Genomic DNA, 24,720 nt, shown 5'->3' with positions numbered 1-24,720 from the left:
GAGTTGGGATAATGAGAGGTGCGAAAGCGCCGTCAGGCGCTTTCAAATGGGAGCTTATAAAAGCCATATTTTTCCCGTGCTTTGAAAAAGCAGTGCATCATCAGATCGGTATCATAGAGCGCGCTGTGCGCCTTAGTCTTGTCATAGACAAAACCCAATGAGAAGGCGAGTTCCTCCAGTCGCGGCCGTTTGCCGTCTTCTGTCGCCCATAATCCGGATAACATAGTGTCCACAAGAGGCAGCTCTGGGAGAGTGACGCCGTACTCTGCAAATTCATGGCGAATAAAGGGGAGGTCGAACGCTTCACCATTGTGAGCAACCAAAACGCTTGCATCGCTAATATAGCGAGCGATTTTACCGGCATGTTCAGACAATAGTGGCTCTGCGGAAAGATCTTCCAGCGAAATGCCATGCACTGCCTGGGCTTTTGGATCGATACTCCGCCGTGGGTTAAAACGCATCGCCAGGCTATCAATGTGCTTCTGGGTCTCCAGCTCATAGCGGGTAATGGCTATTTCAATAATCTTGTGGTTAGCCCTAAAGTCCAACCCTGTAGATTCAATATCAAGCCCAGCAACAATAGTTGTCATAACTACTCCTTACAGCTTTTTGGCACCTTTAAGCAGTGCGCTACGCACGAATTGAGCTGCTTTTTTGACGGTCTCCTCCTGCGATTCGCACTCTACCGGCGCACGCCACTCACCAGTGGTGACGTTGAGAATGCGAATTTCATTGGTATCCAGACAAATCGACACATACAGAACAGTGCCGGCAGCCATTTTGATATGCATGGGGAAGATAGGTCGCTTGCCGCGTTCGCTGAACTGGGACATTGCCACATTCAGAACCTCTCCCACATCATCGCCTACCAATCCCTGAACGGACTCAAAAACAGCTCTGATAGCCAGCCTGGCCTCTCGTTCTGTCATCAGCGATCGGGACTGCTCGTCTGCGATGCGTGTAAGCGCCTCTATCGTTTTACGATCTAACTCATCAGCCAGAGATATTTCGCCTAACATTCTGTTTTCCTGAAACTATTTTTGGTGACGTTATTCTGGCATTCCTTCACAGGGGAACAAGAATCAGTGGAAGGTGACGCGATTTGAGATACGGCTCTCTATACGTTCCACATGGCGGTCGATTACTCGCATGATCGAGCGTGCTCTTGCGTCAACGGAAATGCAGGTTTCCGATAGGACGAAAACCTGCAGATCTCCGGATTTGGCCAGAGAGTTAATTTTTGTCAGCTCGCCACACATCAACGAGTCGATACGAGAGACATAAAGACGATCAAGCGAACCTCTCTGGGCACGTTCATAATCTTGTGCTCTCAAATTCACGCCCGGGCGCAGCCCCGCAATGGCATTAAAATTGGACAACGCGGTCTTGTGGCAAAAACGCTCAATTTCCAGCGCCAGATCAATACATCGTTGGTCATTGGTCTGGCCGACCAAATCGAGCGTATAAGCCATCACATCAGCAGGCGTACGGTCTATTACAAAGCCTTCCGCTCCGCGTGTTACCAGCTCAATATGGCGGGCAACTTCCATCTGCACCTGCAGACGCTCAAAGAGCGGCATTGGATCGCCTACGTTGACTCCAAGCCTTGTCATCAGTGCGCCGACGCCAGCATCCACATACGGAATGCCGTAATGCTCGTCGATAAACTTTGCCAGGGTTGTTTTTCCACTGCCCTGAGCGCCAGTGATCCCAATTCGGTAATCCATTACCACCTTCTGTAAACAATCTGTTGGAAGCCGGGCTCATCCTCCGTTCCCCGTTGTGTATGAGCCGTTAACACAGGAAAGAAGCCGAGATTACGCATCATTTGCCGCGGAAAATGAGCATCACTGTCAGGAACGTCTACGCCCATATGCGATAACCAGAGTTCCTCGACGTGAGGCAGAAACAGAGAATAGATCTGCTCACCGCCGATAACCCAAACGGGACCATCAAGCTGCATTACATCGTCCATAGTGGCAGGGTAAAAACCATTGGGCATGAACCCAGATGAGCGCGTTAGAACGACGTTGTGGCGCTCCGGAAGCGGGCGCTTAAGACTTTCCATTGTCTTTCTGCCCATGACGACTGTGGCGTTTGTGGTGAGCTCCCTGAACAGTTTTAACTCTGAGGGGCAGCGCCAGGGGAGTTCGTTTCCTCTACCGATCTCATAATTGCGACCGACAGCTGCAATCATCTTCATTGAGACACCTCATACATTACCGGGCGCTGGTGAAAACCAGACAGAGCAGCTCGTAGACGTGATGAACTCACCAGTGCCGCGATCATCAGATCATCTTTATGCGCGGCAAGCGTGCGCTTTATATGGGTATCGTAATTGACTCCACGTGGTGCCAGGTGCAGCCAGTCATAATCAATGCCGAAATCTCTCAGCCATTTTTTGGTTGCGCTTTCGAGCGCTTCCGGACGGTGGCTGATAAGCACCACTTCAGCACCGGAGCGAGCAAAGCCACGCAACATGCGGCTGGTGGGGAATATGAGCTCATCACCTGCAACGAGAGTGTCTGCGTTTTCATCAGCAGCGGCTTTACGATGGCCGGCTCTCGCCAGCACATCTTCAATTTCACATAACACATACATGCCTCTGGCCATATCACACCGCCACTGGAGCCTTAATCCATGGAAGTGGTTCGTAGCCGAAGATCTGCACGCCGTCCCATTTGAAGTCATCCAACTCTTCCCATTCGTGCGGGAAGACGACGATGGGGTCGGACGACTCCGGATGTTCGCGAGCCAGTAGCTCTTCAACCTGCTCCAAGTGGTTGTTGTAAATGTGAACATCAAAGCCGAAATGGACGAAGGCGCCAGCCATGTGACCCGTAATCTTCGCAATGAACTGCGTGAGGATGCCGTAACCGGCAATATTGAATGGCATACCAAGGAAAGTATCGACACTCCGCTGCACCAGGCAGGAGTTCAGGATACGTTTAGGGATACCAAGCTCATCCAGCATTGGCTCAGAGATACTGCCTCGCTGCTCTATCAGGCAAAGCATCTGTGTATAGATCGATTCATAGCCATGCCGGTTATGCTGGATACCAATATCGGTGGCCATAGACAAACGGGTCTGGAAATCGAGCTCACGACTCCATACGGATAACACAAAGTGGCAAGGTGGAAGCTTCATGTCCTCCAGTTCACCAACATTCCAGGCATTAAGCAGTATGCGGCGATCGGTCGGGTTGTTGCGCAACTGATCAACCATACGTTGTAACTGATCGATTTCACGAGTGATAACGACGCGATCTTCATTCAGCCCAATGTAACCTTCAACGCGATAACCACGTTCTAAGAAGATGTCCTCCTTAAGGCGATACTCGCTGTAAGGGACAATTCTGGTGTCCTCCCATCGGCGCCACTGCTTGCCATATACAGGCCCTAAATCGCCATTTTCATCGGCCCAAGCATCCCAGATCTTCACACCATGCTCTTTAAGGAACCCAATGTTGCCTGAACCTTGTAAATACCATTCAAGCTCAACCAGTAGCGGTTTCAGGTTTACCTGTTTTGAAGAAATGAGCGGAACAGCCCCACCGGTAAGCATGTAGTAGGAAGGCACATAAGAAACGCCAAGCGTACCGGTGCCGGTGCGATCGTCGGAGGGAACACCGGTATCAACAACGGTCTGGATTACACGGCCATAAGAGCTCGAAGCCAGCTGACCGTTACTGAATTCTCGATTAAGTAAAAAAGACAAGATGACCTCATGAAATAAGTAAGTACATACCTATCATTGTAAACACAGAGAAGACATCCAGGCTAGAAATTAAGTAAAAAAATGGTGGCCAAAGGGCCACCAACGCTCAACTTTATCGAAAATAAAGATTGATAAGGATAGAAATGGACAATAAATCACACGTCCATTTCAATATATATTGATAAGTTAGTACTTACAAGCTGTTTTTTACTACTTCATACAGCGAAGATGCCTGTGCTTGCTCAAGGAAGTGAGACAGATCGACATCGCTATATGTCGGCGATTTAAGGATTTTCCCATCAGACAGGCGATAGCCGATCATCATGTCAGTGCCGTCAGCATGGCGGAATCCGAGGTCATTCTTATCATATTTACAGCTCTCAACGGCAAGACGACGCGCTTCAGCATCCGCCGGCCACAGCTTTGTCATATTAGAACGGTGGATCTCCGCCACCAGCTCCACGACGTCGACGCCAAGGAATTCAGCCAGGCGATATACCATCATGCACGCCACATAGATTTTGTTCATCACGCGGCGCAGATCCTGAATCAGCTCAGCATCATCTACCTTGTTATGTTCAAGTTTATCGGCCAGCGCGGTCAGCATAAGCGCAGCTTCTTCTGCTTCATTGAAGGGGATGGCCATATCGTCGAAGACGGTATTTCCAGGCACCATAATGGTATGAATAAAGCGATCGACACTTTGCTCCTGAGTGTAGTAACTCATACCAGTTGATAGCCCACCTTTGATGGCTACCATCGTCCCGACGCTCACATACAGGAAGTCAGCCATTGCATCCAACAATCCCTGTATATCCCCATTTTTCGCTGCAGGCAGCCCTTCTTCTACCGCCTCTTCATGGATCAGCTTAGCGCGCAGGCGCAGCAGCTCCGGAGTGGGCATTACACGACGCGGGTGTTGAAACAGCTCGTGGAACTGGTCGACCATCTTGTAAATACTCTCAGTCGCTTCTCCAAAGCCGGGGTTCAGCTCATATGGCTCTGGTTTGAAACCCACCAGCTTATCGGTGGCCAGTTTGAGATGGTCGGTCAGTTTCGTTAATTTCATGCTTTCTCTTTCCTTATTGCTTTTTTTCGCGTTCATTGTGGCCCAGAGCGACCAGGCCACAAAATCTTTATCCAGGCTTACAAATCGGCAAACTGGCTTAGGCCAGCGCGATCAACAGCTGAGTCAATCTGGCCAACAAGGTATGTGCTTTGCTCAGCTTCCTGCGGCGCAATCTGCAAGGTGTCGGACAACAGCCATTTGTTCATCCATACCAGCGGGTCATCTTTTATCTCCGGGTACAGTGGTTTCAGGCCAAGACGACGCATCGCAAGATTGGTACGGTATTTAACATAGCTTTTCAGGATATCGGCGTTTAAACCAATCATTGAGCCGTCTTTAAAAAGGTAATCCGCCCAGCGCATTTCCTGTTCGGCAACGTCCATCATGGTCTGATAGATGAATGGTTCCTCATCCGCAGCGATCTGGGCCCATAGCAAGCCTTCGCGGCCTGTACGCATAAACCGGAGCATTCGTTCTGTGCCTTCGCAATGAAGCGCCTCATCGCGCGCAATGAAACGCATGATTTTGGTGTTGCCCTCAAGTAATTTCCTTTCTCCAAAAGCAAACGTACAGGCGAAGCTAACGTAAAAACGAATGGCCTCCAGCGCGTTGATGGATACCAAAGTACGGAACAGCTGCCGCTGGAGAGGGTAGGGCTTTCCGTCAAATTCGGAGACGTAGAGCCGTTCGAATTCATCTTCTCCCAGATGCTGGCGCGCGCAGGTCATCTCATAGAGCTTGTCGTACTCTGTCGAGATACTGATAGCCCGGCTGATAATTTCCTCGTCGGTCACAATGCCATCGAAGACAATGCTCGGATCGTCCACTATGCCGCGAATAATATGGGTGTAGCTGCGGCTGTGAATGGTTTCAGAGAACGACCATGTTTCCACCCACGTTTCGAGCTCTGGAATAGAAATAAGCGGCAGCAGCGTTGCGTTTGGGCTGCGTCCCTGAACGGAATCCAGCAGAGTCTGGTAACGGAGGTTGCTCAGGAAAATGTGTCGCTCATGCTCTTGTAGCTTCGTATTGAAATCGATGCGATCGGTGGTTATGTCGACTTCTTCCGGGCGCCAGAAGAAGGAGAGTTGTTTTTCAATCAGCTTTTCGAAATCGCGGTACTTCTGCTGATCGTAGCGCGCAACGTTGACAGACTGCCCGAGGAACATAGGCTCTTTGGTTGCGTCGTTAGCGCCCAAACGGAAAGTGGAGTAACTCATGTGTTTCCCTTTGAATGTTATCGGTATTATTAAACAATTTGATTAGATGTACTTCTAAACAAATTATTATCTTATTGGTTAAAATGAGGCATTCAATGAAGTGAAAGGTGGGGATGTCTCCCCACGCTTATTAGATTTTGCATGCGCCATCGCACTCATCTTCTGGCTCAACCAACGCAACAGAGGCCAGATCATCGTCTTCACGCTTACCGGCACCATCTCGTGTGTTGTGGTAATAAAGCGTCTTCACGCCTTGCTGATAAGCGAAGAGCAGATCTTCAAGCAACTTCATCATTGGAACCTTGTCGCCCGGGAAGCGAGTAGGGTCATAGTTGGTGTTGGCTGAAATAGCCTGGTCAAAGAACTTCTGAATGATCGCAACTTTGGTCAGATAGCCGCGGTTATCCGGCATATCCCAAAGGTACTCGTACTGATCTTTCAGTGCCGCAAAGTCCGGAACCACCATTTTCACAATGCCGTCTTTGGATGATTTCACGGAAACTGGGCCACGCGGCGGTTCGATACCATTTGTGGAGTTGGTGATTTGGCTGGACGTTTCGCACGGCATCTGAGCTGTCAGGGTAGAGTTACGCAGACCATATTCGCGTATGCGGCCACGCAGCTCTTCCCACGGCATTTTCAGCTCAAAGGACGTATCAGGGTTAGCGTCAAGCGACTTGCGGTAATGGTCAATCGGCAGCTGTCCCTGGGCATATTTAGTTTGGGAAAACCAATCACAGGCGCCTTTGGCTTCTGCCAGCCGGCAACTTGCATCAAGCAGGTAATACTGGATCGCTTCAAACGTTTCATGCACCAGTTGGTTGCCGGCCGGATCAGAGTAGTTAAATCCGTTCTTCGCCAGATAGTACGCAAGATTGGTAACGCCGACGCCCAAACTACGACGTGCTTTTGCCGGAATTTCCGCTGCGGCCATCGGGTAATCCTGATAGTCGAGTAGGGAATCGAGCGCAGCCACCGCATAGAATGCAACCTCTTTCAGCGTGTCCAGTGAGCGTAATGCCCCCAGATTAAACGCAGACAGCGTGCAAAGGGCGATCTCACCATCGGCGTCATCGGTAAACGCCAGCGGTTTAGTTGGCAGCGTAATCTCCATGCATAAGTTTGACTGGTGAACTGGAGCGACTTTCGGATCGAAGGCGCCGTGTTCGTTCATATGGTCAACGTTCGCAATATACACGCGGCCGGTAGAGGCTCGTTCCTGCATCAGGGTTGAGAACAGATCAACAGCGGGAACGGATTTCTTGCGGATGCTCTCATCAGCTTCATATTGCAGGTACAGCGCTTCGAATTTGTCCTGATCGACAAAGAAAGCATCATAGAGCCCCGGCACATCATGCGGGCTGAACAGCGTAATATTCTCGTTGCGTACCAGGCGGCGATACATCAGGCGGTTGATCATTACGCCATAGTCCAGATGACGAACACGGTTCTCCTCGATGCCGCGGTTATTCTTCAACACCAGCAGACTTTCAACTTCCAGATGCCAAATAGGGTAGAAAGCCGTCGCGGCGCCCCCGCGAACGCCACCCTGCGAGCATGATTTCACAGCGGTCTGGAAGTGTTTCAGAAAGGGGATTACGCCAGTGTGGGTGGCTTCTCCATTGCGGATCTCACTCCCCAATGCACGCAGTCGGCCAAAACCAATCCCAATGCCAGCACGACGCGACACGTAATCGATAATGGCAGATGACGCAGCGCTGATCCCTTTCAAACTGTCTTCGGACTCAATCAGAACGCAGCTGGAGAACTGGCGCGTCGGGGTACGGACGCCGGCCATGATTGGGGTGGGCAGAGACAATTTGAATGTACTGGTGACGTCATAGAACCCCTTCACCATTTCCAGCCGTGTTTTACCGGCACAACCATCTTCCCAATTCTGGAAAAGACACATACCCACCAGCATATACAGCTGCTGCGGGGCTTCGTAGATTTCGCCGGTGACTCGGTTCTGGACGAGGTACTTACTCGCCAGCTGAACAGTCGCGGCATAACCAAAGAGTTCGTCACGCATGGGTTTGATATACACGCCAAGTTCAGCGATCTCTTCGCGGGAGTAAAACTTAAGCAAATCCTCATCGTAAACGCCGCGGCTGACGTTGCTGACGATATGATGATAGAAACTTGGGTAAGCGTATTCGCCGAAGGCATCTTTGCGAATTTTGAACATGTTCAGGCGTGCTGCGACCTGGGAGTAGTTCGGAGTTTCAGGCGAAATCAGATCTGCAGCCGACTTAACCAATGCCTCATGGAGCTGCGAAGTTGTCATGCCGTCAAAAATGCTCGCGGCGGCGCCCATGGCTACGGCAGAGGCGCTTACGTTACGTATGCCTTCTACACCCCACATCACGACGCGGTTGTACTTCTCTTCGGATAGCGGCTCTGTGGAGCCATTACGTTTGACAATCCTTATCATGTATCACCCATCAAAAAAGGCCACTAAATGTAGTGGCCTATAGTATTAAATAAGTACTTACCTATCAATTGAGGATTATAAAATCCCTTTAAGAACGTCGCGCACTTGTCGGAACTGGTCTGTCTGCATTCCAGAATATATCGAAGCTATGGCATCAGCTAGGTGCTCATTCTTGGCAACGAGTACGTCTTTCCCCGCTTGTTTCCGACGCAACCAAGGGGCATCAGGCTGTTTTGTAATCGCCCACTGGATGATCTCTTCTTTAGATGTGGTCAGTTTATTCCCGACGTAGTGCTTAATTTCATTTGGCGTAACCTGGATAAGTGGCTTATCAACGCAAGCAAGAACGCCGATACATACACCGTAAGAAGTCTGCGCGCGAGAGCTTTGACTACCCACCGGTAGTTCACAAAACACCATGTGGGCCTGTTCAATGATGGGCCTGGCGGTGCGCCAGATTTCTTTAGCCCGGCGCAGATCATCGCTGTTTACTCTGACGGTTTTCTTCGTTCCGCCGGCTTTGGTTTCAACCAGTTCAAGACCATGGATTTCCAGTTTGTCTGTATCCAGATCCAGCGTACCAATGGCCAGCCCGAAGTTGCTCATTGAAGGGTCGACGCCAACTACTTTGATCACTTTACTCATAGAGTTTCCTTACCATGTTGCCCATACCGGGCATTCCATTAATTTCTCTTCCAGGGTTTTAACTGGAGACTTGCGAACGGGCTCTGGAATGCGGCTCACCACGTGTATGTTGTCACTGGTCAGCACACCATTTTCTATGTCTGCGTCGATCATGCTCTGCCCGATGAAGTAGGACATGATATCTATCAGCTTACGCGCAACCATCCTGTTAGAACGAAGTACATAGGGGACAGAGAGCTCAGCAATTGCCTTATCGCCATCTTCAGTCTCGAAGCTTAATTTACCTCTTTCTGGAAATGTCCCATGTGAATCGCAATTGAAATTGATGCCAGCAAATGCCTTGCCTGGCATTGCAACCTGCCCAGCACGTACATTTGCCAGGCGAGTCAGGTTAGTAAACGCACTGCTGGTATGCGCCTCTATTGCCCCGTACAGCACATCATCTTTGATAATCATCGCAGATGAGTCCGGGATCACCACGAACCCAGGCCCAGAGTGTGGAAGATAGCCACCTTCCGAAAATGGGTTGATCAGAATGGGCGCATTGCTCTCTGGAGGCATCGATTTCAGACTTGGCATCAACGGGGTCTTGAAAAGTAGATCCTTCAGAGCCGTAAACTGCTCCGTCTCAATATTGAGATTTTGCCAACCGACACCAGGAGCCGCCCCAGCAGCGGTATAGCTGTTAATCAGCCTGAATGACTGCATCACAGCAAACATTTGCAAAAACTGCGTGCGGCTAAGATTAAACGACATAGCTGCGGCCCTCTTTCACTTCCACTGTGATGGTTTCCCGGAACCATGACTTCATTTCTTTGTGAGAGATGATCATCACCGTGCCGCGCTCGCGCGCTTTTGCTTCCAGAATACCCATCAGACGCTCCAGCCCGGCAGTATCCAGCGCATCGTCAATTTCATCACCGATAAACAGCTCGATGTTCTTGCTCGCGCGGCTGGCCACCAGATCCTGCAGAGCCAGGGAGCACGCAATGCGCACTTTGCGTTTTTCGCCACCTGACAATGTCTGGAAGGTTTTGCTGGCGCCGATCTTGCGCACGCTGATATTGAACTTATCGCGCCACTCGCCCTTCTTGGTTGATTCCATCGTTGACCATTCCGCCACAATGTTTCCGTCCGACAGTGTATTGAGATATTCCGCTGTCTGGGCATTCAGGAAAGGCGTCACGGAGGTCAGGATATGCGAGCGAACGCCGGCAGGAGAGTAGACCTGGCGCGCTTTATCAAGCAGCAGAGCCTGCTCCTGTATATTCTTTAACTCAGTTTTAAGTACACCATAGTTAGATTTATTGGCAGCCAGGCTTTCTTCATGGCGTTTGATGACAGCCAGAAATGGGTTAATTTCTTTGGTAATGCGATCTACTTCGCTCCGCGCCCGGGCAACCAAAGCTTCTACAGCCACGACTTCTTTTTCCCGATGACGAAGCGTTCCCAGCTCTTTAGTCAGTTGTTCGATTCGGGAAATAATGGCAGACACATCTGGTGTACTGGCGACAAGTGATGATTCAATTTTGAGCGCCTTCTCAAGATGCTCTTGGTATTTAGCCACTGACGTTGCAGATGCCTGCGCTTGGCTGATCTCACTGCGCGCCTGTTCAACAAAACTCTCCTTCACGGTAGACAGATCTTCAACGCAATAAGCCTTGCCACAGGTAGGGCACGGCTCCCCGACTTTGGTATTTACTTCTTCCGCTTTCACCTTGAATGCGCGAGCACGTTGCATCGCTTCCTTCTGGATGTTTTCGGTAATGCGGATGCTGGCGCGTATATCAGTGATCGCTCCACGAACCTTAACCAGCTTGGCGTCGTGCTCTTCTTTGGACGCAAGTTTTTCCCGCTCTTTACAGATGGCATTTTCAGTATCGCGGATCTGCTCCGGCAGACTGCGCAACTCCATTTCGACCTCAGTGAGCGTGACTTCCGCTCCAACCAGATCGGCACGGGCGACATCAAGCCGTTCGCTGCGGTCTCGCTCCCAGGCTTCAGAAGAGGTTTTGGCAGACTCCAGCTCATTCTGGGCCGATTCGACCAGAGACAAGCAGGCGTCCATCTTGGTTTTAGTGGTCTCCATGCGTGCGGCAGCTGCGTTGGCTCGTTCGCGAGCAATCGCGTAGGCTTTGGTGAGACGATCGACGCCGGCAGCCTCTTCTACGATGGTTTTGAGGTTTTTATCCGACATGCCAGGCAAATCAGGCATCGCCTCCTGACAGGCATAGATCGATGCCATAAATACTTCTTTTGACGCACCGATCAGTCGCTCTACAAACTCCTGGGTGAGCGAATCTTTACCCTTTGTCATGTCGCCGTCTTCGCCACGGACGATAAGCCGGTTTTTAAATTCCTTATGCTTGCGGTGGCGGATAATGGCGTAGCGTTTACCTTCGTCTTCAATGGTGACTTTTACGCGACAGTTCTTCTCATGGCCCGTAGAGAGAACGTCGTCACCTTTAACACCATGGGATGTCTCGCCATAAATACACCACATCAAACTATTCATGAGGGTTGATTTACCAGCGCCATTGCTGGCGGCCGATGAGTCCCCGGCATTAACACCCTGGATGAGCACCAGCCCACGCTGATCAAGCTCGACCTTGGCGTTTGCCAGCGCCATGAAGTTTTCCACTTCGAGCGTTAAAAATTTCATGCTTTGCCTCGAATTGCTTTAGTCAATTTCTGCCCTTTGCGAAGGCGGTATTCCGTATGTGCCGGGAAGGAGTTGCGTGACAGGAGGCCACGTTTCGTTAGTTGACCAAGGTAAAACGCCTGTGGGTTTCCTTCTGGCGGATAGGGCTTCTGGAATAAAACGGGCTTCCCGCTTTCAAGCCGTTTAATCATCTGGATGAAATCCCAGAAATTATTGTGGGAGGAAGTCACTACACCGCCTCCGCACTTTCCGCTTCGGTGAGGATCTCCTGACACAAGGCATTCAGTTTGGTCAGGTCAAATCCACCGTCTGTGTCATGAACGATTTTGCAGTAAGCAGAAACAGACTCGCCAAGGCTGTCGATTTTGCTGGTCTCTGAGGTGCTGGCAGTACCCTCCATCATTGAGCCCTTGCGGATGAAGTTGCATACAACACCTTTCGCTCCCATGGATTTCAGGACGTTCTGCAGCTTGATGCCTTCCTCATCGTTTTCGACGACGGCCCGGAAGCGCACGTAATTGCCGTGTATCTTCCTGTCATCCACATCGTCTTCCAGGTTTACGAATTTCGGCGCCGAGGTTTCGAAATGACTGAACGAGCCGTCAGGGTTCACAATCATGTAGCCCGCCAGCGAACCTACGTCCCCCCAGTTTTGGTGCGTCAGCGCGCCGACACTGATAACTCCGGGGATCACCTCCTTGTGGTTGTGGTAATGGCCGGACAGCACCAGGCGAAAGCCTATGTCTTTCAGCTCCTGCGCATCGATGCCAACATCAGGCATTGTGGGGATAGCTTTGTTGATGGCGGTATGAATCACGACGTCGTGCAGATCCCCGTCAAGCCGCGCACGAAGTGCTTTCAGGTCGCTAATTAACTCGGCGTGGTTGTTTCGCCAGCTCACCATATGGACTGTGACGTCACCCAATTTGATGCTGTGGGGCTTACGGCCGCAGACGATCTGTACGCCAATCGACTTTAGCGCCGCAGCGGCGTTAGCGCTGTAGACAGAGTCGTTCGTTTCGAGGTCATGGTTGCCAGCCAGCATCGCAACGCTGAGCCCCAGATCTTTGACGATCCACTCATAGGCATCGGAGACGTAGTTGAGTACGGTAGGGGATACGGTTCCGCGGACGTGGAATGTGTCGCCGGCCACCAGCATGTGGGTGCAGCCTGCTTTTTTCATAGCGATGGCCGCTTCTTTTGTAGCCTCCAACTGAATGGCCAACCGAGAGTTGAGACCATCTGCATCGGTCGTCGAGAATGAATCCCATTTGTGGTAATGGGGATCGGAGATCACCCCATATGGCAACGTCATGTGTATTTTCCTTTGTGGTTATTTTGATATAGATTCTAAGCATGTAAAACAGGCCAACAACCAAGTAAACACGGCACATTAGAAAATCTAAAGGTGGGATATTATGGCAAAGTGGATAGGTAAGTACATACCTATTTTTCAAAGGAGTGGACTCGAAGAATGGAGCTTATGAAGACGATGGTGAAATCCTCTAGGCTGAAGAACACATAACCTATTGATAAGTATCATTCTATGGAACTTTTTCTTAATCATCTCAGAAGGTGATCAGTAGGAAGAGGGAGTGAGAATGCCAACGATTAAGAATTGAGTTACCTTCACTGACCACTCCAGCTCATAACGAAACTTAGAAAGGTAAGTGGGCGTGTAGGCTATCAGAGAGGGACGAACATTAACTTAACTAGATATTAGGGAAATCAAATGTTAATGACATAATTTCCCTAGAATGCTTACATTACCTTTGGTTATGGCCCCAAGCGAATATTAGTATTTATAGGTGTCAGTTCGTATCGATTCATGATTTTGGCGCATTTTTCAATTGAGAATAGCTCTGTTCACTGTCACTAAAAATACAAACACTTCCATTAATGTTAGAGATGGCAATGCCTTTCGAACCATATATAGCTAACAATTTGAATTTTTCATTCTTATTAGGTGAACATTTTTCTTTATTTATGACGTAGAGAGGATTGGATTGGTTTGAACTTTGTAGGTATGATTTTCCACCTATAAGAAATAATGTCGGTGGTGTAAAAAAGAACAGTGCGAGCACGAAAAACCTGATTAAGGCATTGATATTACTAAGAATATATTTTTTATACAGTACCGCTGAAAATAATATTGCAGCCCCAGCGAATCCCGAGCTACTGGCAATGTAGAATTGGTCATTAACTTTAAATGCCCAATTCATATAAAACATTCCTAAAATAAAAATCAAGACGGGTGAGACAATGAAAAATGGTGTAAATGCATATGCACTTGGGTTATCAGAAACCTCTTTAAAGGTGTTTTTCTTATAATCAGTATATGTCATTACACTACCTAAGATTGTTGCAAATGCTGCACCTAAAAAAATTATGAATGCTAATGCAGCGGCTTTAACTATCTCAGAAACTGTCAATAGTTGCAAAATTATAGAAATATCAATTTCAGTTCTATACCAAAACCCCCATATATATGCAAACCCACAGGCAGTGAAATAAGTTGTAAGCAAGACAGTGGTAGGAATCTCAAATTTCATAGCAATATTATTCCATAGTCATTTATTATATTCATCTGTTAAGCCTTCAGGATTTTTACAAACTATTAATCGAATTTTTTAAGAAGCACTATATCATCATTCTCAGTGAACAGTTGACACCAAACATCATTTGAGAAGAGACCAAAACGGATGCCATTCTCGAATTCATGCATCAGAAAGGGCATATCAGCTAGAGTAATCTCTCTTGAGTAAAAATCGTCCATATATCACCCCCTTGGCTTCTCAGATGCATTCTAAGCTACGCTATTTTGTATTCGCGTAAAGACCCCTTTTTTCGTTTAGGGTTCGTCAGAGAGCTTCTGACGCGCATTTGCGATGCTAAACACTTCTGCTTTTGGCCGAGGGTCGACTAAATCGAGTTCTTCTTCGCTGTGATACTCGATATCAAAGTCCCGTTTGATGTGTCTGATGTAAATCGCTGTGAGCAGGCTGTCTTCTTTCAGGAAGTGGCCATAGGATCGGCGGATCACTTCACCCACTTTTTCGATCTTCTCTCCGCCCATACAGAGGTGATTGAATCGACTGTGCTTACTCAGCATCTCATCAACTGGCCCAGAGTAAACCTTATCCACGACACCGAATCGAAGGATCTTCGCAGTATCAGCTTCAACCAGGCAGACAATTTTCCCCTCGGTCAATCTGTCACGCCAGGTAATGCCTGAACGCATAGTATTGAAGTAGGGGGTATCCAGACCGATGATCGGTTTTCGAAATGCCAGTAGTGGTACGTATCTGGCACAGCTGTTCAGGTGGAAGTTGACACCGGCGTCACGCAACTTGAGTCGGGTCTCGTTGATGTTGCATTTCGAGGCTATGCCACACAGGCTGCAGAGAACCTTCTCGTTGCTCAGTGTGGAGTTTGATTCTATGGTGTAGGTTCCGTCTTCCAGACGGCGTACCCAACGTGTGCGTTTTAAGTCCATGTTCTCGTTTTAGTGATTGTTGACCGGAACCACGATAGCTTACTAGGCACACCTGTAATCGCAAATGCCTGTTTTACTTATCCACTTATCCACTGGTTAGATCCCAATAATAAGATCCCTATACAGATCCCCATATAGATCCAAAGAGATCCCCGATCGCCGCAGGCCGCGCCACGCCTGGGCTAAGGACTGATCCGTGTATGCTGTCAGCGGTAAACGATATGCTGTCAGCGGTACGGTATATGCTGCCAACGGTTTTGTGTATGCTATCAGCGGTAATTGACGTATGCTGTCAGCGGTTAGAACCAAAAGGTATCCACATGTCCACAAGAAAGAAAAAAGAGAGCGATATCAAAGAAATACCTGAAGATAACGAAATTCTTGAGGAAGAAGCTCTCACTTTGTACACAGGTGATTTAGTTCCTAACAGCAACAACACGGTGCAGCCAATCGCTTTAATGCGTCTTGGCCTCTTCGTGCCGACACTCAAAGGAACGAAGAATAGCTCTCGCAACAAGTCCAACATGATCGACGCATCCAGAGAGCTTGTCCAGCTGGAAGTCGCGCGGTCAGAGGGTTATTCAAACATTAAAATCACCGGTCCGCGACTGGATATGGATCATGACTTCAAAACCTGGGTTGGTGTTGTTCGCTCTCTGGCTGAATACGGCGAGCCAACCGGGCGCGTTGAGCTGAGCATCACGAAGTTCGCCAAGTTCTGCGGCTACCCGTCCTCGCAGATCCGCAAAACCCTGCGAGACCGCCTGACAAATAGCCTGCTCAAGATCATGCGCACGACGTTGTCGTTCCAGCGCACTCATGAAGAGAAGAACGTCGACGACACCAACAAGATATCCCTGTTGATGGTTCACCTCATAAACAGCGTTGATTACAACGAGAAGAAAGACTCTATTGTCTTTTATGCTGAACCTAAGCTGTCTGAGCTCTATCGCTTTGACCACAAAGTTCTGCTGCAGTTAAAGGTCATTAACAAGCTCCCGCGCAAGGAGACGGCCCAGGCGCTGTATACTTTCATCGAAAGTCTTCCTCCTAAGCCGGCACCGGTATCTCTTGCACGGCTGCGCGCCAGGCTCAATCTGAGCACGCGCAACGTCAGCTCGCAAAACCAGACTATCAGGAACGGATTGAAATCACTGCAAGAGCTGGGCTATCTCGAATATAGCGAGGTTAAGCGTGGCCGTTCTGTCTACATCCAGATCCACAGTCGTAACCCAAAACTGAAAGTAACATCGAGCAAACCCGAGAAGCCAGAGGCGCCTAAGCAGGCAGAAGAAGCGAAGGGTGAAATTGATGCCAAACAGAACCTCAAAAACAAAATTTCTGAGCTGTCGCAGAACCTGACGCCAGAGAATATCAAGCTGATCGAGATACTCACCAATAGCCTCAAGTTGCTTTGATACGCTGTCAGCGGTTCAACATATGCTGTCAGCGGTTCTTTTGTCTCAATGTATGCTGTCAGCGGTAAAACGTATGCTGTCAGCGGTACATTTCCACTATCTGCGGTCTTTATAAATCGACATGGCTAACGTCTAAGGGCAACTGCTGCCCTATGAATGTATGCTGTCAGCGGTGAAAGATATGCTGTCAGCGGTAAAACGTATGCTGTGAACGGCACAAGGTATGCTGCCAGCGGTTATTCACTGGCAACGTATGCTGTGAGCGGTAGTACAGCACTGAATTAGATATCCTGAAAACGGGCGACGCATTCGTTGCTTTGCGTCAGGCCCGTGTAGATAACAATATGGCTTCCCCAGTGGTCACTAACCTGCTAACCCGCATGAATGCTAGGTTAGTGGTTACTAACAAATGTTATTCCATCACACTTAAAACGCGCTGCAGAAACATCGGTTAGTGGATCTGCTTGAGCAAACCCCAAAGCGTTTGTGCTTTTGATGTGAGTTTCCCCGTTTCAGGATCAAACATGCGCCATTCCCGACGCTGGTGGATGATGTAACCGTCTTCGCGTTCCAGACGCTCCAGCATGTCCGGTTTTCGGAAACCTTTCGCTCTCCAGTAGCCGCTTGTTTTCTCAATCTCAAGACCAGTCATTGTGAGAGCCATTAACCAACCTCCTTACATCCGTCAAAAAAGAAACTTTGGTCTTTGCTATGAACGCCGTAGACGTCGTGGGATTTGTTGTAGATAAGCTTGTCCTCGCCAACGCCAACCAGTTTACCGTTGCGTTTAGCCAGATATGGAGATGAGAGAACCTCATCGTCGCGGACGACATAGAACTGATCTCCGCTATCAACGACCAGCGCGCCGAAGTCAGCTTTAGTAGGTCTGCTGATTTGATCATTTTTCACCTGCGATACGGTCATATCGCATTGGTAAATTCGGGTATCCGCCAGCAGAGAGAAGGAGAGGGCGGCCAGCAGTAGCGTTATTTTTCTCATACCACTATCCCTGTGTAGACCTGTGCTGTAGAGGTGATGACCAGCACCAGTGCGAGCATGTTCACAGTGGTTCCGTTGACAGGAGACAGAGCTTTCTTGAGTGTCCCGATCATCAGGCAGTCCAATATAAACAGTATTGAAAAGATGAGTAACAGGATATCTATGTATATCTTCATAGTAGGTAAATACTAACTTATATATTTTGAGCTGTAAATGGCTACGGAAGAGCGCTAAGGCCTAGAGTTTCCTAAGGATGGCGAGTCCAGAGCCATTCATTATAAGCAGTGGCTAAACATCACTGTCAGTACTGGCAGATATCCAAACTAATATTCTCATGTGTTTCTCCTTTGTGGTGTATGTACTTACTTATTATTCTGTTCGAGAGAAGGGGAGCAATCGTCCTGCTCAGGTGATGGCTCATCTATTAGACCAATAACCTCGCGCAGCTGAGCAGCCCATTCAGGCTCAGGTAAGCCTTGGGCGATTTCTGCGTCGATAACATCGAGCGCGGCATTGGCCGCATCCCAGAGCCTCTTCACTTTGATTCTTCCTTCACCAGCCACCAGCCACCAGCCACCAGGCGTCTACGATGGCTACCCGGTAACTACGTGGCACTGTCACATTTGACGTTGGGATTGGGATTAATTCCATATCAGTAACCAAGTTGTTTTCTTATTTGTGATAATAAACAAAATATAAAGGCGTCCAATGGACGCCCTGTGATTACGCTTCTTCTGTTTCGGCTGAAGCAGACTCTTTAGTTCGATGTTCGTCGATGGCTTGTAGTGCCGCAATGATCTCCGGAAGGGGCTTATCACGATACATGTCGACGATCTGCGATTTGGTATACTTCTTGTCGCCAATCTCTACGCGGCCGCTGGCATTCTTTGGCAGGTATCCTTCTTCGAGCATATGCTCAACCAGTGACTCGATAACGTCCAGACCGCGGGTTGGGTCGAAGTAGAATTTCCATGAGCATTTGCCGAATGGCGGTGCCACTTTGTTTTTGATGCACTCGGCGCCCACGTCCTGACCGATCTTATCTTTGCCATCCTTCATGACAGAAGCGCCAAGACGAATACGTACTGAGGCGTAGAACTTCGGAGAATCACCACCAGGAGAGGTGGTCGGATCGCCAAACATCACGCCGATTTTTGTACGAACCTGGTTAAGGAAAATAATGCAGGCATTGTACTTGCGCGCCCAGAGCGCCAGCGTTGGAAAGTTGGCGCTCGTAGCACGAGCCAGGGCCGTATTGTCGTTCATGTTTAGCTGATCTTTATCCTTCGCTGTACCTTCCGCCATTTTGTCGAACTTCTCGGCTTTGGAGTTTGGCACCATTGACGCAAGGGAGTCGGCTACGATGCAAATAGGGGCTTCTGCGGGGATCAGCTCTTCGTCTCGCACCAATTTCAGGATGGTGCCGATCAGCTCAACCGATTCTTCGAACGTGTCCGGCTGCTTATAGACCCACTGGCCGTCATCCTCATCCGCATTCAGGCCGTTTGCCACCGCCAGACCAACATCAAAGCTGTTTTCGTGGTCGAGGAATACAGCCAGACCCTCCTGTTTCTGAGCGGAGACCATGGCGGCCGTCGCCAGGAAGGTTTTACCAGCACTTGGCGGCCCAAAGATCTCAACGATACGTCCGCTTGGGAAACCGCCGTCATAGCGCCCGGAGATGGCTTTATTCAGCGGTGGGAAGCCGGAATCAATCCAGAGTGAAACCTTTTGGATCTCGTCATTGCTGCCGATTTTCTTTTTTAATGCCATTGCCAGTGCTGATTTTCCTTTTGCCATTCTTAGGCTCCTTTTGTTTCGTTGATGCGTTTAGAAGCGGCGACTTCATCAAACTTTATTGCGTCGTGGTTGAGGTGTTTGGCCATGCGGGAGAGGATCTTGACGACCTGTTCGCTAATCAGCCCGTACTCTCGTTCTGTCACGCTCATGCCGGCCGCGCCGAGAATGCGCGGCAGAGCAACAACGGCATGTTCTCCATGGAAGAAGACAATCTCCTTAGCCAGCATCGTAGGCGTGGTCGTATTGCCGTTGATGAGTGATTTCAACATCAGCAGTACCTCTCAAAAGGCAAAACGAACACGTCCAGATCTTCCAGGAATGACCGAAAGTTCAGCTCATGGCAGAGCAGTTCGAAGGCTTTCAAATCACGTGCGCCTTTTATCTTTTCGATTTCGCTGGGTGGGAACTTGGTATCGATGAGGTTCATCAGCGTCATGTTGCGTTTGAAGGCTTCCAGCATCCGGCAGCCGGTCTTCTCGTTGAAGGCATTTTTGGCCAGTTTGTTGAATGCCGTTTTGTATCGGCCTTTATTGATGACGATCGAGCCGTCGTTAATGCCGCGCACCATAGCGGCGACGCTTCCCCATTCGTGCAGCAGCTCCTTGGCGCCACCGTCACCAATTCCGCCTACACCTTTGATGTTGTCGGAGGTATCCCCCTGCAGAGCTTTGGCTTCGAGGAAAGCACGAGGAGTAGGCAGGCCGATCAGCTCTGGGAACTGCTCAAAGTTCACCTGCTTGTGTTTGGCGTCTTCACGAAGGCTCACCCAGCTGACTTTTTCTCGAACCAGCTGCAGCCAGTCGCCGTCGCCGGTGAGCAGGTAGATATGATCGACCGTTGGTTGTGGCGCAAGACGACCAACCAGCATCCCCGCCAGGTCATCGGCCTCAGCGTCTTTGGCGATCAGCTGGTTGACGCCAAGGGCTGCCATCATTTTCAGGATGTAAGGCTTCTGGACTGCAAAGCCTTCTTTCATCTTCTTCATTTCCGGATCTTCATCGCGATTTGCTTTGTAATCCGGGTAATAGTCGCGACGCTTGTCGCTAAAGCCGTCCCACAGGATCATGGGGCGTGCGTGAAGAATGGACGCATAGCGACGAACGTTTTTGACGAAGCCAAACACCGCCTGAACTTCCATTTCGCCGTTATGTAATTTGTCAGATTGCTGGTGGTAATAGCCCAGGCTGTTACCATCCACTAAGAGATAATTCACCGGAAAACTCCTTCCAAAAAGTAAGGCGTCCGTAGACGCCTTAACAGTCATGGCCTGGGATTAAAGCGATTCTAATTCCGCCAGCAGATCGTCAAGACCTTCATCGTCATTAGAGGTGTTGGTCGCGGCCGCAGTGGTAGTGGCGGCAGCAGCTGATGCTTTAACTTCTTCCGGCTCTCGTACGAACTCTGCCTCTGCGGCACGTAAGATCTCTTCGTCTACCAGAGATGTTTTTGCTGGTTCCGGGGTAGAGGTCGTGGCTACAGCAGCTGCACCTTCCGTATGGCCAGTGATGGTGCCAAAACCAGGCAGCGTAGCTGCGCTGGCAGCAGCTGGTGAGGAAATAGCAGCGGTGGCGGCGGCAGTTGCAGCAATACCAATGAGACGCCCCATGGTGCGAACGGTGGACAGCAGACGAGTTTCATCAGCCTGATTGGCGTAAGCGATCAGGTCATGCTGGGTCGACCACAGTTTTTCAGGGATATCGCCCTTGTAGACTTTACGTTTTGGGGATACGTCGTACTTGGTATCGCGACCGGAGCCGGTGCGCTTGATCAGGAACGCATAGCCTTCTTCTTTGCTTAACGGGTTGCCGATATCATCTGCGATATCCTCAGACATCACTTTGCAGATATCGTCGAACACAGTGGACGGGAGCTCAATCAGCTGGCATTTTTCTGCGTCGCCAAAGTCTTCACGAGCTGAAAGTACGCCATTGACCAGGTAGCGTGGAGTAGCGCGCATTTGGCCGATACGCTCTTCCATTGCCTTGTTGCCTTTGTAGCGAGCCCGACCTTCCATCACCATCTCACACAGCTGACACGCACGATTGTGGGTGTGCTGTTCGCAGATATAGGCAGTGGTAACTTCTTTGCCCTCCTCATTCTGATGCTTAACGTAGTGCATGCCGAAAGTCTGGAAGAACACACCGTTCTGATCGTCCTTGTTGGGGAAGATGCGCAGATAGTTATTACCGTCTTTCAGACGGGTTAGGTCGACGTTATTACCTCGTTTGGAAGCAATATCGCCGCGGGTCTTGTTAAGCAGATCAAGTAATGACTTAGACATGTATTTCTCCTTGTTGTGATTATGGCCATGGGCGCTTTGCGCTTGGGGCATTCGCTTGTTCGTGGCTCTTAAAAGCGTACACAATAATAGATCAGTACTTACTTACTATCTATCAAAAATTATCGGGTGATTGTGAAACGTTCGGCGCCCAGTCGTTCAATCTCTACGATGGCCATCTTCGAGGCTTGCACGATCATGTCTCTACGGTGAGAGAAGGCGGTGACAGCGTGCTTATAGATGTCAGCGTTCAGACGTGCGTCATCCAGTTTTTGGCGCTTCGCAAGGTATTGTGGGCTTGTACGAACCTTAGCTTCCAGCACTGATTCATTGAACTTTATTCCGTTCATACTCAAATTCTTACGTTCAATGTCGTAAATTTTTGCCTCTATGGCATCAAGGGAGAGTTTAGCGTCTGCAACCTCTCGTTCTGCGTGCGCTAGTCTTGCGCCGTACTCCATCAACAGCCTCGGTTGCTGCCGCCAGACCTCTTCCAGATTGTCGCGATCGAACTCCAAATCGGTCATGATTTTTTCGTAAATTTCGGTGCTCATTTGATAGGTATCCACTTATATAACTATATCAATAATAACATGGATCGTGAGGTGTAAAAACCACAATGGCAGGGCAAGGTTCTGATGCAAGAGGAAGAATTTTTTCACCGCAGCGGTAAAAAAAATTCGCAATACTATACTCACCTTATCTCTGTCTTCATTCGTTGAGCCGCGCAGCTGCGCGGCTCGGTCCTGCGTGGGGAACAAACAATGGTCATCGATAATGAGTTGGTCGTTATTATATTCAGAGGTACAGATCGACTACTAATCACTATCGGAGGGGTCATATCAATTTGGCTTGGGTATAAACTATTTAGCAAGGCTTTACCTAATAATGGAACTTTTGATGGGGGTATTGGTTCATGGTCAGTACGCATGCAAAATATAGCGCCGGGTGTATTTTTTGCTCTCTTCGGAGCTTCTGCTCTTATCTTTTCAATCTCCCACCCTTTAAGCTATGAAAGGAGACAGCACGACGGCTCATCAGCGACCACACAATTATCACCATCCACGCAAAAAGGCATATCATCTATAGGTAATGGACAGTTAGCGAATAATTCATCAACAAAATCCACTTCTGACACTGTATTTTCAGGAATTGCTGCTGATAAAGTTCCTAATCTTGATTCAAAAATTGAATTAGATCTATTAAATGCTTTGGCTGTTATCAATAAATACAGAAATAGATCTGCCGAAAGTTTAACTCCAGAACAAACTAATAAGATAAATCTTTCGTATTCTAAGTTGTATTCCTTTCAAATCTATTTAATTAATAAGCTGTTTGGACAGGGTAGTTTTGACAAGTATTTGAATATTTCTTCGGAAATCAGAGATAATCCAGAAAAATTAAAAAATCTTCCAAAAGAAGATAAAATATTATATGAGAGCATAAAATCACTATATGAGCAATGAGGTGTTGAATGAACGCAAGAAAATTATTGCTAAGTTTTTTTTTCATAACAGACTCTGCGTTTTGTGGAGTTCAGCCTGTGGATTTTACATACAACGTATTAAAAACTGTTGACCAGAGAGTTAATGAAGTTAACGATCAATTCGAATATATAGTAAATAATTTGAATTTTAGCATTGACTCTTCAAACCCTATGCCTGGAGCAAGATCGGGATGGGTTAATGGGGTTCCGGTCATGATTTTTACCTCTTCATTAATTGATGTAGTATTTTATACGACAGAATTAACGGCCTTGTATATGGCTGATAATAAATGGGAAGGCTGTTATAATGAATATAGTGAATACCTTAGGTCGTCTTATTCGGATATGATGATGCAAATGCAAAACTATAGTCCTTTAAGCCATCTCATACCTCCTGAGAAATATGGATATTCATGTAGTGGCATTAACAAATATTACCCCTTTGATGGGTGGTTAAAAGCTAAGCGAGATCAATCTGCTGCCAATGCCATTGCATTTATATACCTTCATGAATTGTCGCATTTATTTTATAGGCATGAAGCAATTGATACAAAAAACATGAGCGATTTGGACAGGCAAGATGCGAACTGTAAAACGAGAAAAATGGAAAAAGATGCTGATATTCTAGCCGCCAGAAAGTTAGTTAAATTTGGCTGGGAAAGGTCGGCGCTTGATACTACAACTTGGATGGTCATGTTAAATACTGGAGTTATAGAAACCAGTCGCAATGGCAATCTTGACCATCCAACGGCTCTTGAACGAATGTCCTATACTTTGGATGAAGTTAGAGGCGCAATTATTAGTTCTGGTGGCCAGGTAAGTCGAGAGATGTCTGAGGCAATAGATGAGGCAAAGGCTCTGGTGAAGAAAGCAGATAAACAGTTAGGTGCAGAGTATAATTCAGAACTAGGGATAATTACTTGTGATAATTAGAATGAATCATGTATGTTATCGTGTGATGAATGGGTGGTTGTTGCTTAGGAATTAGTTTATTCTTTATATATGAAGTATAGTTCTTTTAAATAATTATGGTTGACCAGTTTTTTGTGGTCAACCATAATTTCATGCGACTCTTTTACCAAAAATATTCGATATGGTCACGCGAGTCTGCCTCTTAAGCCGGTATCTTCTGACGTCGCCTATCTTGCTCACCTCCATGAACTCCTTGGCCACCTTCAGGACAAGACGAGCGCGGAACGTTTTAAATGAAGCCAGCTCTTCTTCTGGTTTGTCAGATTCATAAATCTCCAGCAGATATTGGCACGCCTTTGGATCTTGCGTTTTTAATGCCAGCGCACGCGCGCATTTCCGTAATCGACAAATAGGGTCGGCGCCATCCTGCTTTGCAAACGCCAATGCCAGATCGAGCGTGACAGGGCAGTCAATGATTTCCCAGAACTGGGATCGCAGAGTGGCTTCAATCGCCTTATACTGAAACTCCTGTGGTATTGCTGTGAGCTCTTGTGCAATTTTATCCGCTGCGCTCATGTGTTTT

The 24,720-nt window shown here is 48.5% G+C and carries 28 protein-coding genes; 3 read left to right on the top strand and 25 right to left on the bottom strand.

Translation table 11 applies throughout. The features are described from left to right. Positions 1–32: 32 nt before the first annotated feature. The 16 genes from CWM53_RS09295 to CWM53_RS09220 form a co-directional block, all read right to left on the bottom strand. Positions 33–590 (bottom strand): 3'-5' exonuclease, encoded by a 558-nt coding sequence (locus CWM53_RS09295; RefSeq protein WP_023279505.1) that lies wholly within the window; start codon positions 588–590, stop codon positions 33–35. 9 nt (positions 591–599) lie between these two features. After that, a complete protein-coding gene (locus tag CWM53_RS09290; RefSeq protein ID WP_100698791.1) occupies positions 600–1,019 on the bottom strand; it encodes a hypothetical protein in 420 nt (139 codons plus the stop codon). Positions 1,020–1,082: 63 nt separating this feature from the next. After that, positions 1,083–1,727 (bottom strand): AAA family ATPase, encoded by a 645-nt coding sequence (locus CWM53_RS09285; protein ID WP_100730417.1) that lies wholly within the window; start codon positions 1,725–1,727, stop codon positions 1,083–1,085. Next, positions 1,727–2,203, bottom strand: a complete 477-nt coding sequence (dfrA50, locus tag CWM53_RS09280) for a trimethoprim-resistant dihydrofolate reductase DfrA50 (RefSeq protein WP_046882085.1) — start codon at positions 2,201–2,203, stop codon at positions 1,727–1,729. The genes CWM53_RS09285 and dfrA50 overlap by 1 nt, the downstream gene beginning before the upstream one ends. Next, positions 2,200–2,595 (bottom strand): hypothetical protein, encoded by a 396-nt coding sequence (locus CWM53_RS09275; protein WP_164514958.1) that lies wholly within the window; start codon positions 2,593–2,595, stop codon positions 2,200–2,202. The genes dfrA50 and CWM53_RS09275 overlap by 4 nt, the downstream gene beginning before the upstream one ends. A 19-nt stretch (positions 2,596–2,614) precedes the next feature. Further along, positions 2,615–3,718 (bottom strand): thymidylate synthase, encoded by a 1,104-nt coding sequence (locus CWM53_RS09270; protein ID WP_047065804.1) that lies wholly within the window; start codon positions 3,716–3,718, stop codon positions 2,615–2,617. 193 nt (positions 3,719–3,911) lie between these two features. Beyond that, positions 3,912–4,787, bottom strand: a complete 876-nt coding sequence (locus tag CWM53_RS09265; RefSeq protein WP_100730418.1) for a phosphoribosyl-ATP pyrophosphohydrolase — start codon at positions 4,785–4,787, stop codon at positions 3,912–3,914. A 77-nt stretch (positions 4,788–4,864) separates the two neighbouring features. Continuing rightward, positions 4,865–6,007: a class Ia ribonucleoside-diphosphate reductase subunit beta gene (nrdB, locus tag CWM53_RS09260; RefSeq protein ID WP_100730419.1), complete on the bottom strand. Its 1,143-nt coding sequence runs from the start codon at positions 6,005–6,007 to the stop codon at positions 4,865–4,867. 130 nt (positions 6,008–6,137) lie between these two features. After that, a complete protein-coding gene (gene nrdA, locus CWM53_RS09255) occupies positions 6,138–8,441 on the bottom strand; it encodes a class 1a ribonucleoside-diphosphate reductase subunit alpha (protein ID WP_060577913.1) in 2,304 nt (767 codons plus the stop codon). Between the two features lie 75 nt (positions 8,442–8,516). Next, positions 8,517–9,086 (bottom strand): hypothetical protein, encoded by a 570-nt coding sequence (locus CWM53_RS09250; RefSeq protein ID WP_040177334.1) that lies wholly within the window; start codon positions 9,084–9,086, stop codon positions 8,517–8,519. Positions 9,087–9,095: 9 nt separating this feature from the next. Continuing rightward, positions 9,096–9,806: a hypothetical protein gene (locus tag CWM53_RS09245; RefSeq protein WP_165785059.1), complete on the bottom strand. Its 711-nt coding sequence runs from the start codon at positions 9,804–9,806 to the stop codon at positions 9,096–9,098. A gap of 25 nt (positions 9,807–9,831) precedes the next feature. Then, entirely contained in the window at positions 9,832–11,748 is a 1,917-nt protein-coding gene (locus CWM53_RS09240; RefSeq protein ID WP_100730421.1) for an AAA family ATPase, read from the bottom strand. Then, a complete protein-coding gene (locus CWM53_RS09235) occupies positions 11,745–11,978 on the bottom strand; it encodes a hypothetical protein (RefSeq protein ID WP_072196416.1) in 234 nt (77 codons plus the stop codon). Before CWM53_RS09235 ends, CWM53_RS09240 begins: the two co-directional genes overlap by 4 nt. After that, the gene (locus CWM53_RS09230) at positions 11,978–13,063 is read right to left on the bottom strand and encodes a metallophosphoesterase family protein (protein WP_100730422.1); all 1,086 of its coding nucleotides are present in this window, start codon (positions 13,061–13,063) and stop codon (positions 11,978–11,980) included. Before CWM53_RS09230 ends, CWM53_RS09235 begins: the two co-directional genes overlap by 1 nt. A 511-nt stretch (positions 13,064–13,574) precedes the next feature. After that, entirely contained in the window at positions 13,575–14,300 is a 726-nt protein-coding gene (locus tag CWM53_RS09225; protein ID WP_100730423.1) for a hypothetical protein, read from the bottom strand. A 299-nt stretch (positions 14,301–14,599) separates the two neighbouring features. Then, on the bottom strand, positions 14,600–15,244 hold the full coding sequence (locus CWM53_RS09220) for a hypothetical protein (RefSeq protein ID WP_100730424.1): 645 nt from the start codon (positions 15,242–15,244) through the stop codon (positions 14,600–14,602). A gap of 200 nt (positions 15,245–15,444) precedes the next feature. Here CWM53_RS09220 and CWM53_RS09210 point away from each other — a divergent pair, with 200 nt between their 5' ends. Then, positions 15,445–16,662 (top strand): RepB family plasmid replication initiator protein, encoded by a 1,218-nt coding sequence (locus CWM53_RS09210; protein ID WP_162557652.1) that lies wholly within the window; start codon positions 15,445–15,447, stop codon positions 16,660–16,662. A 451-nt stretch (positions 16,663–17,113) separates the two neighbouring features. Here CWM53_RS09210 and CWM53_RS09205 read toward each other — a convergent pair whose 3' ends face one another. The 8 genes from CWM53_RS09205 to CWM53_RS09170 form a co-directional block, all read right to left on the bottom strand. Continuing rightward, a complete protein-coding gene (locus tag CWM53_RS09205) occupies positions 17,114–17,326 on the bottom strand; it encodes a hypothetical protein (RefSeq protein ID WP_014342074.1) in 213 nt (70 codons plus the stop codon). Continuing rightward, positions 17,326–17,661 carry a hypothetical protein gene (locus CWM53_RS09200; RefSeq protein WP_100730425.1) on the bottom strand — a complete coding sequence of 112 codons (336 nt, stop codon included), beginning with the start codon at positions 17,659–17,661 and terminating at the stop codon, positions 17,326–17,328. The genes CWM53_RS09205 and CWM53_RS09200 overlap by 1 nt, the downstream gene beginning before the upstream one ends. 362 nt (positions 17,662–18,023) lie before the next feature. After that, entirely contained in the window at positions 18,024–18,200 is a 177-nt protein-coding gene (locus CWM53_RS30930; RefSeq protein WP_039817762.1) for a hypothetical protein, read from the bottom strand. 184 nt (positions 18,201–18,384) lie between these two features. Then, the gene (locus tag CWM53_RS09190; RefSeq protein WP_100730427.1) at positions 18,385–19,461 is read right to left on the bottom strand and encodes a recombinase RecA; all 1,077 of its coding nucleotides are present in this window, start codon (positions 19,459–19,461) and stop codon (positions 18,385–18,387) included. 2 nt (positions 19,462–19,463) lie between these two features. Beyond that, positions 19,464–19,730 carry a hypothetical protein gene (locus CWM53_RS09185; RefSeq protein WP_100730428.1) on the bottom strand — a complete coding sequence of 89 codons (267 nt, stop codon included), beginning with the start codon at positions 19,728–19,730 and terminating at the stop codon, positions 19,464–19,466. Beyond that, positions 19,730–20,674: a 5'-3' exonuclease H3TH domain-containing protein gene (locus CWM53_RS09180; protein ID WP_032734154.1), complete on the bottom strand. Its 945-nt coding sequence runs from the start codon at positions 20,672–20,674 to the stop codon at positions 19,730–19,732. The genes CWM53_RS09185 and CWM53_RS09180 overlap by 1 nt, the downstream gene beginning before the upstream one ends. A 60-nt stretch (positions 20,675–20,734) precedes the next feature. Next, complete coding sequence (locus tag CWM53_RS09175; RefSeq protein ID WP_100730429.1) at positions 20,735–21,742, bottom strand: regulator; 1,008 nt, start codon at positions 21,740–21,742, stop codon at positions 20,735–20,737. Between the two features lie 119 nt (positions 21,743–21,861). After that, positions 21,862–22,293: a hypothetical protein gene (locus CWM53_RS09170; protein WP_100730430.1), complete on the bottom strand. Its 432-nt coding sequence runs from the start codon at positions 22,291–22,293 to the stop codon at positions 21,862–21,864. Between the two features lie 210 nt (positions 22,294–22,503). On the opposite strand from CWM53_RS09170, the gene CWM53_RS30455 reads away from it, so the two are divergent. Together CWM53_RS30455 and CWM53_RS09160 are read left to right on the top strand one after the other, a co-directional pair. Further along, complete coding sequence (locus CWM53_RS30455) at positions 22,504–23,205, top strand: hypothetical protein (protein WP_133123803.1); 702 nt, start codon at positions 22,504–22,506, stop codon at positions 23,203–23,205. 8 nt (positions 23,206–23,213) lie between these two features. Next, positions 23,214–24,158, top strand: coding sequence for a hypothetical protein (locus tag CWM53_RS09160; protein ID WP_100730432.1), 945 nt, complete (start codon positions 23,214–23,216; stop codon positions 24,156–24,158). Positions 24,159–24,287: 129 nt separating this feature from the next. On the opposite strand, the gene CWM53_RS09155 is transcribed toward CWM53_RS09160, so the two are convergent. Beyond that, complete coding sequence (locus CWM53_RS09155) at positions 24,288–24,713, bottom strand: hypothetical protein (protein WP_165785051.1); 426 nt, start codon at positions 24,711–24,713, stop codon at positions 24,288–24,290. Positions 24,714–24,720: the final 7 nt, after the last annotated feature.

The sequence above is a fragment of the Klebsiella sp. A-Nf5 genome, from assembly GCF_002810545.1.
Lineage (GTDB): Bacteria > Pseudomonadota > Gammaproteobacteria > Enterobacterales > Enterobacteriaceae > Klebsiella > Klebsiella variicola.
The sequence above is the reverse complement of the archived record's forward strand: the minus strand, read 5'-3'. Positions and strand labels throughout refer to the sequence as shown.

Excerpts from the sequence above, each read along its gene's own strand:
- CWM53_RS09200 (WP_100730425.1), bottom strand. The coding sequence starts at position 17,661 with ATGAGAAAAATAACGCTACTGCTGGCCGCCCTCTCCTTCTCTCTGCTG.
- CWM53_RS09160 (WP_100730432.1), top strand. The coding sequence starts at position 23,214 with ATGAACGCAAGAAAATTATTGCTAAGTTTTTTTTTCATAACAGACTCT.
- nrdB (WP_100730419.1), bottom strand. The coding sequence starts at position 6,007 with ATGAGTTACTCCACTTTCCGTTTGGGCGCTAACGACGCAACCAAAGAG.
- CWM53_RS09225 (WP_100730423.1), bottom strand. The coding sequence starts at position 14,300 with ATGAAATTTGAGATTCCTACCACTGTCTTGCTTACAACTTATTTCACT.
- nrdA (WP_060577913.1), bottom strand. The coding sequence starts at position 8,441 with ATGATAAGGATTGTCAAACGTAATGGCTCCACAGAGCCGCTATCCGAA.
- CWM53_RS30455 (WP_133123803.1), top strand. The coding sequence starts at position 22,504 with ATGGTCATCGATAATGAGTTGGTCGTTATTATATTCAGAGGTACAGAT.
- CWM53_RS09220 (WP_100730424.1), bottom strand. The coding sequence starts at position 15,244 with ATGGACTTAAAACGCACACGTTGGGTACGCCGTCTGGAAGACGGAACC.
- CWM53_RS09250 (WP_040177334.1), bottom strand. The coding sequence starts at position 9,086 with ATGAGTAAAGTGATCAAAGTAGTTGGCGTCGACCCTTCAATGAGCAAC.
- CWM53_RS09205 (WP_014342074.1), bottom strand. The coding sequence starts at position 17,326 with ATGGCTCTCACAATGACTGGTCTTGAGATTGAGAAAACAAGCGGCTAC.
- CWM53_RS09210 (WP_162557652.1), top strand. The coding sequence starts at position 15,445 with ATGCTGTCAGCGGTAAACGATATGCTGTCAGCGGTACGGTATATGCTG.
- CWM53_RS09185 (WP_100730428.1), bottom strand. The coding sequence starts at position 19,730 with ATGTTGAAATCACTCATCAACGGCAATACGACCACGCCTACGATGCTG.
- CWM53_RS09155 (WP_165785051.1), bottom strand. The coding sequence starts at position 24,713 with ATGAGCGCAGCGGATAAAATTGCACAAGAGCTCACAGCAATACCACAG.
- CWM53_RS09170 (WP_100730430.1), bottom strand. The coding sequence starts at position 22,293 with ATGAGCACCGAAATTTACGAAAAAATCATGACCGATTTGGAGTTCGAT.
- CWM53_RS09190 (WP_100730427.1), bottom strand. The coding sequence starts at position 19,461 with ATGGCAAAAGGAAAATCAGCACTGGCAATGGCATTAAAAAAGAAAATC.
- CWM53_RS09175 (WP_100730429.1), bottom strand. The coding sequence starts at position 21,742 with ATGTCTAAGTCATTACTTGATCTGCTTAACAAGACCCGCGGCGATATT.
- CWM53_RS09295 (WP_023279505.1), bottom strand. The coding sequence starts at position 590 with ATGACAACTATTGTTGCTGGGCTTGATATTGAATCTACAGGGTTGGAC.
- CWM53_RS09245 (WP_165785059.1), bottom strand. The coding sequence starts at position 9,806 with ATGTTTGCTGTGATGCAGTCATTCAGGCTGATTAACAGCTATACCGCT.
- dfrA50 (WP_046882085.1), bottom strand. The coding sequence starts at position 2,203 with ATGAAGATGATTGCAGCTGTCGGTCGCAATTATGAGATCGGTAGAGGA.
- CWM53_RS09265 (WP_100730418.1), bottom strand. The coding sequence starts at position 4,787 with ATGAAATTAACGAAACTGACCGACCATCTCAAACTGGCCACCGATAAG.
- CWM53_RS09285 (WP_100730417.1), bottom strand. The coding sequence starts at position 1,727 with ATGGATTACCGAATTGGGATCACTGGCGCTCAGGGCAGTGGAAAAACA.
- CWM53_RS09230 (WP_100730422.1), bottom strand. The coding sequence starts at position 13,063 with ATGACGTTGCCATATGGGGTGATCTCCGATCCCCATTACCACAAATGG.
- CWM53_RS09240 (WP_100730421.1), bottom strand. The coding sequence starts at position 11,748 with ATGAAATTTTTAACGCTCGAAGTGGAAAACTTCATGGCGCTGGCAAAC.
- CWM53_RS09290 (WP_100698791.1), bottom strand. The coding sequence starts at position 1,019 with ATGTTAGGCGAAATATCTCTGGCTGATGAGTTAGATCGTAAAACGATA.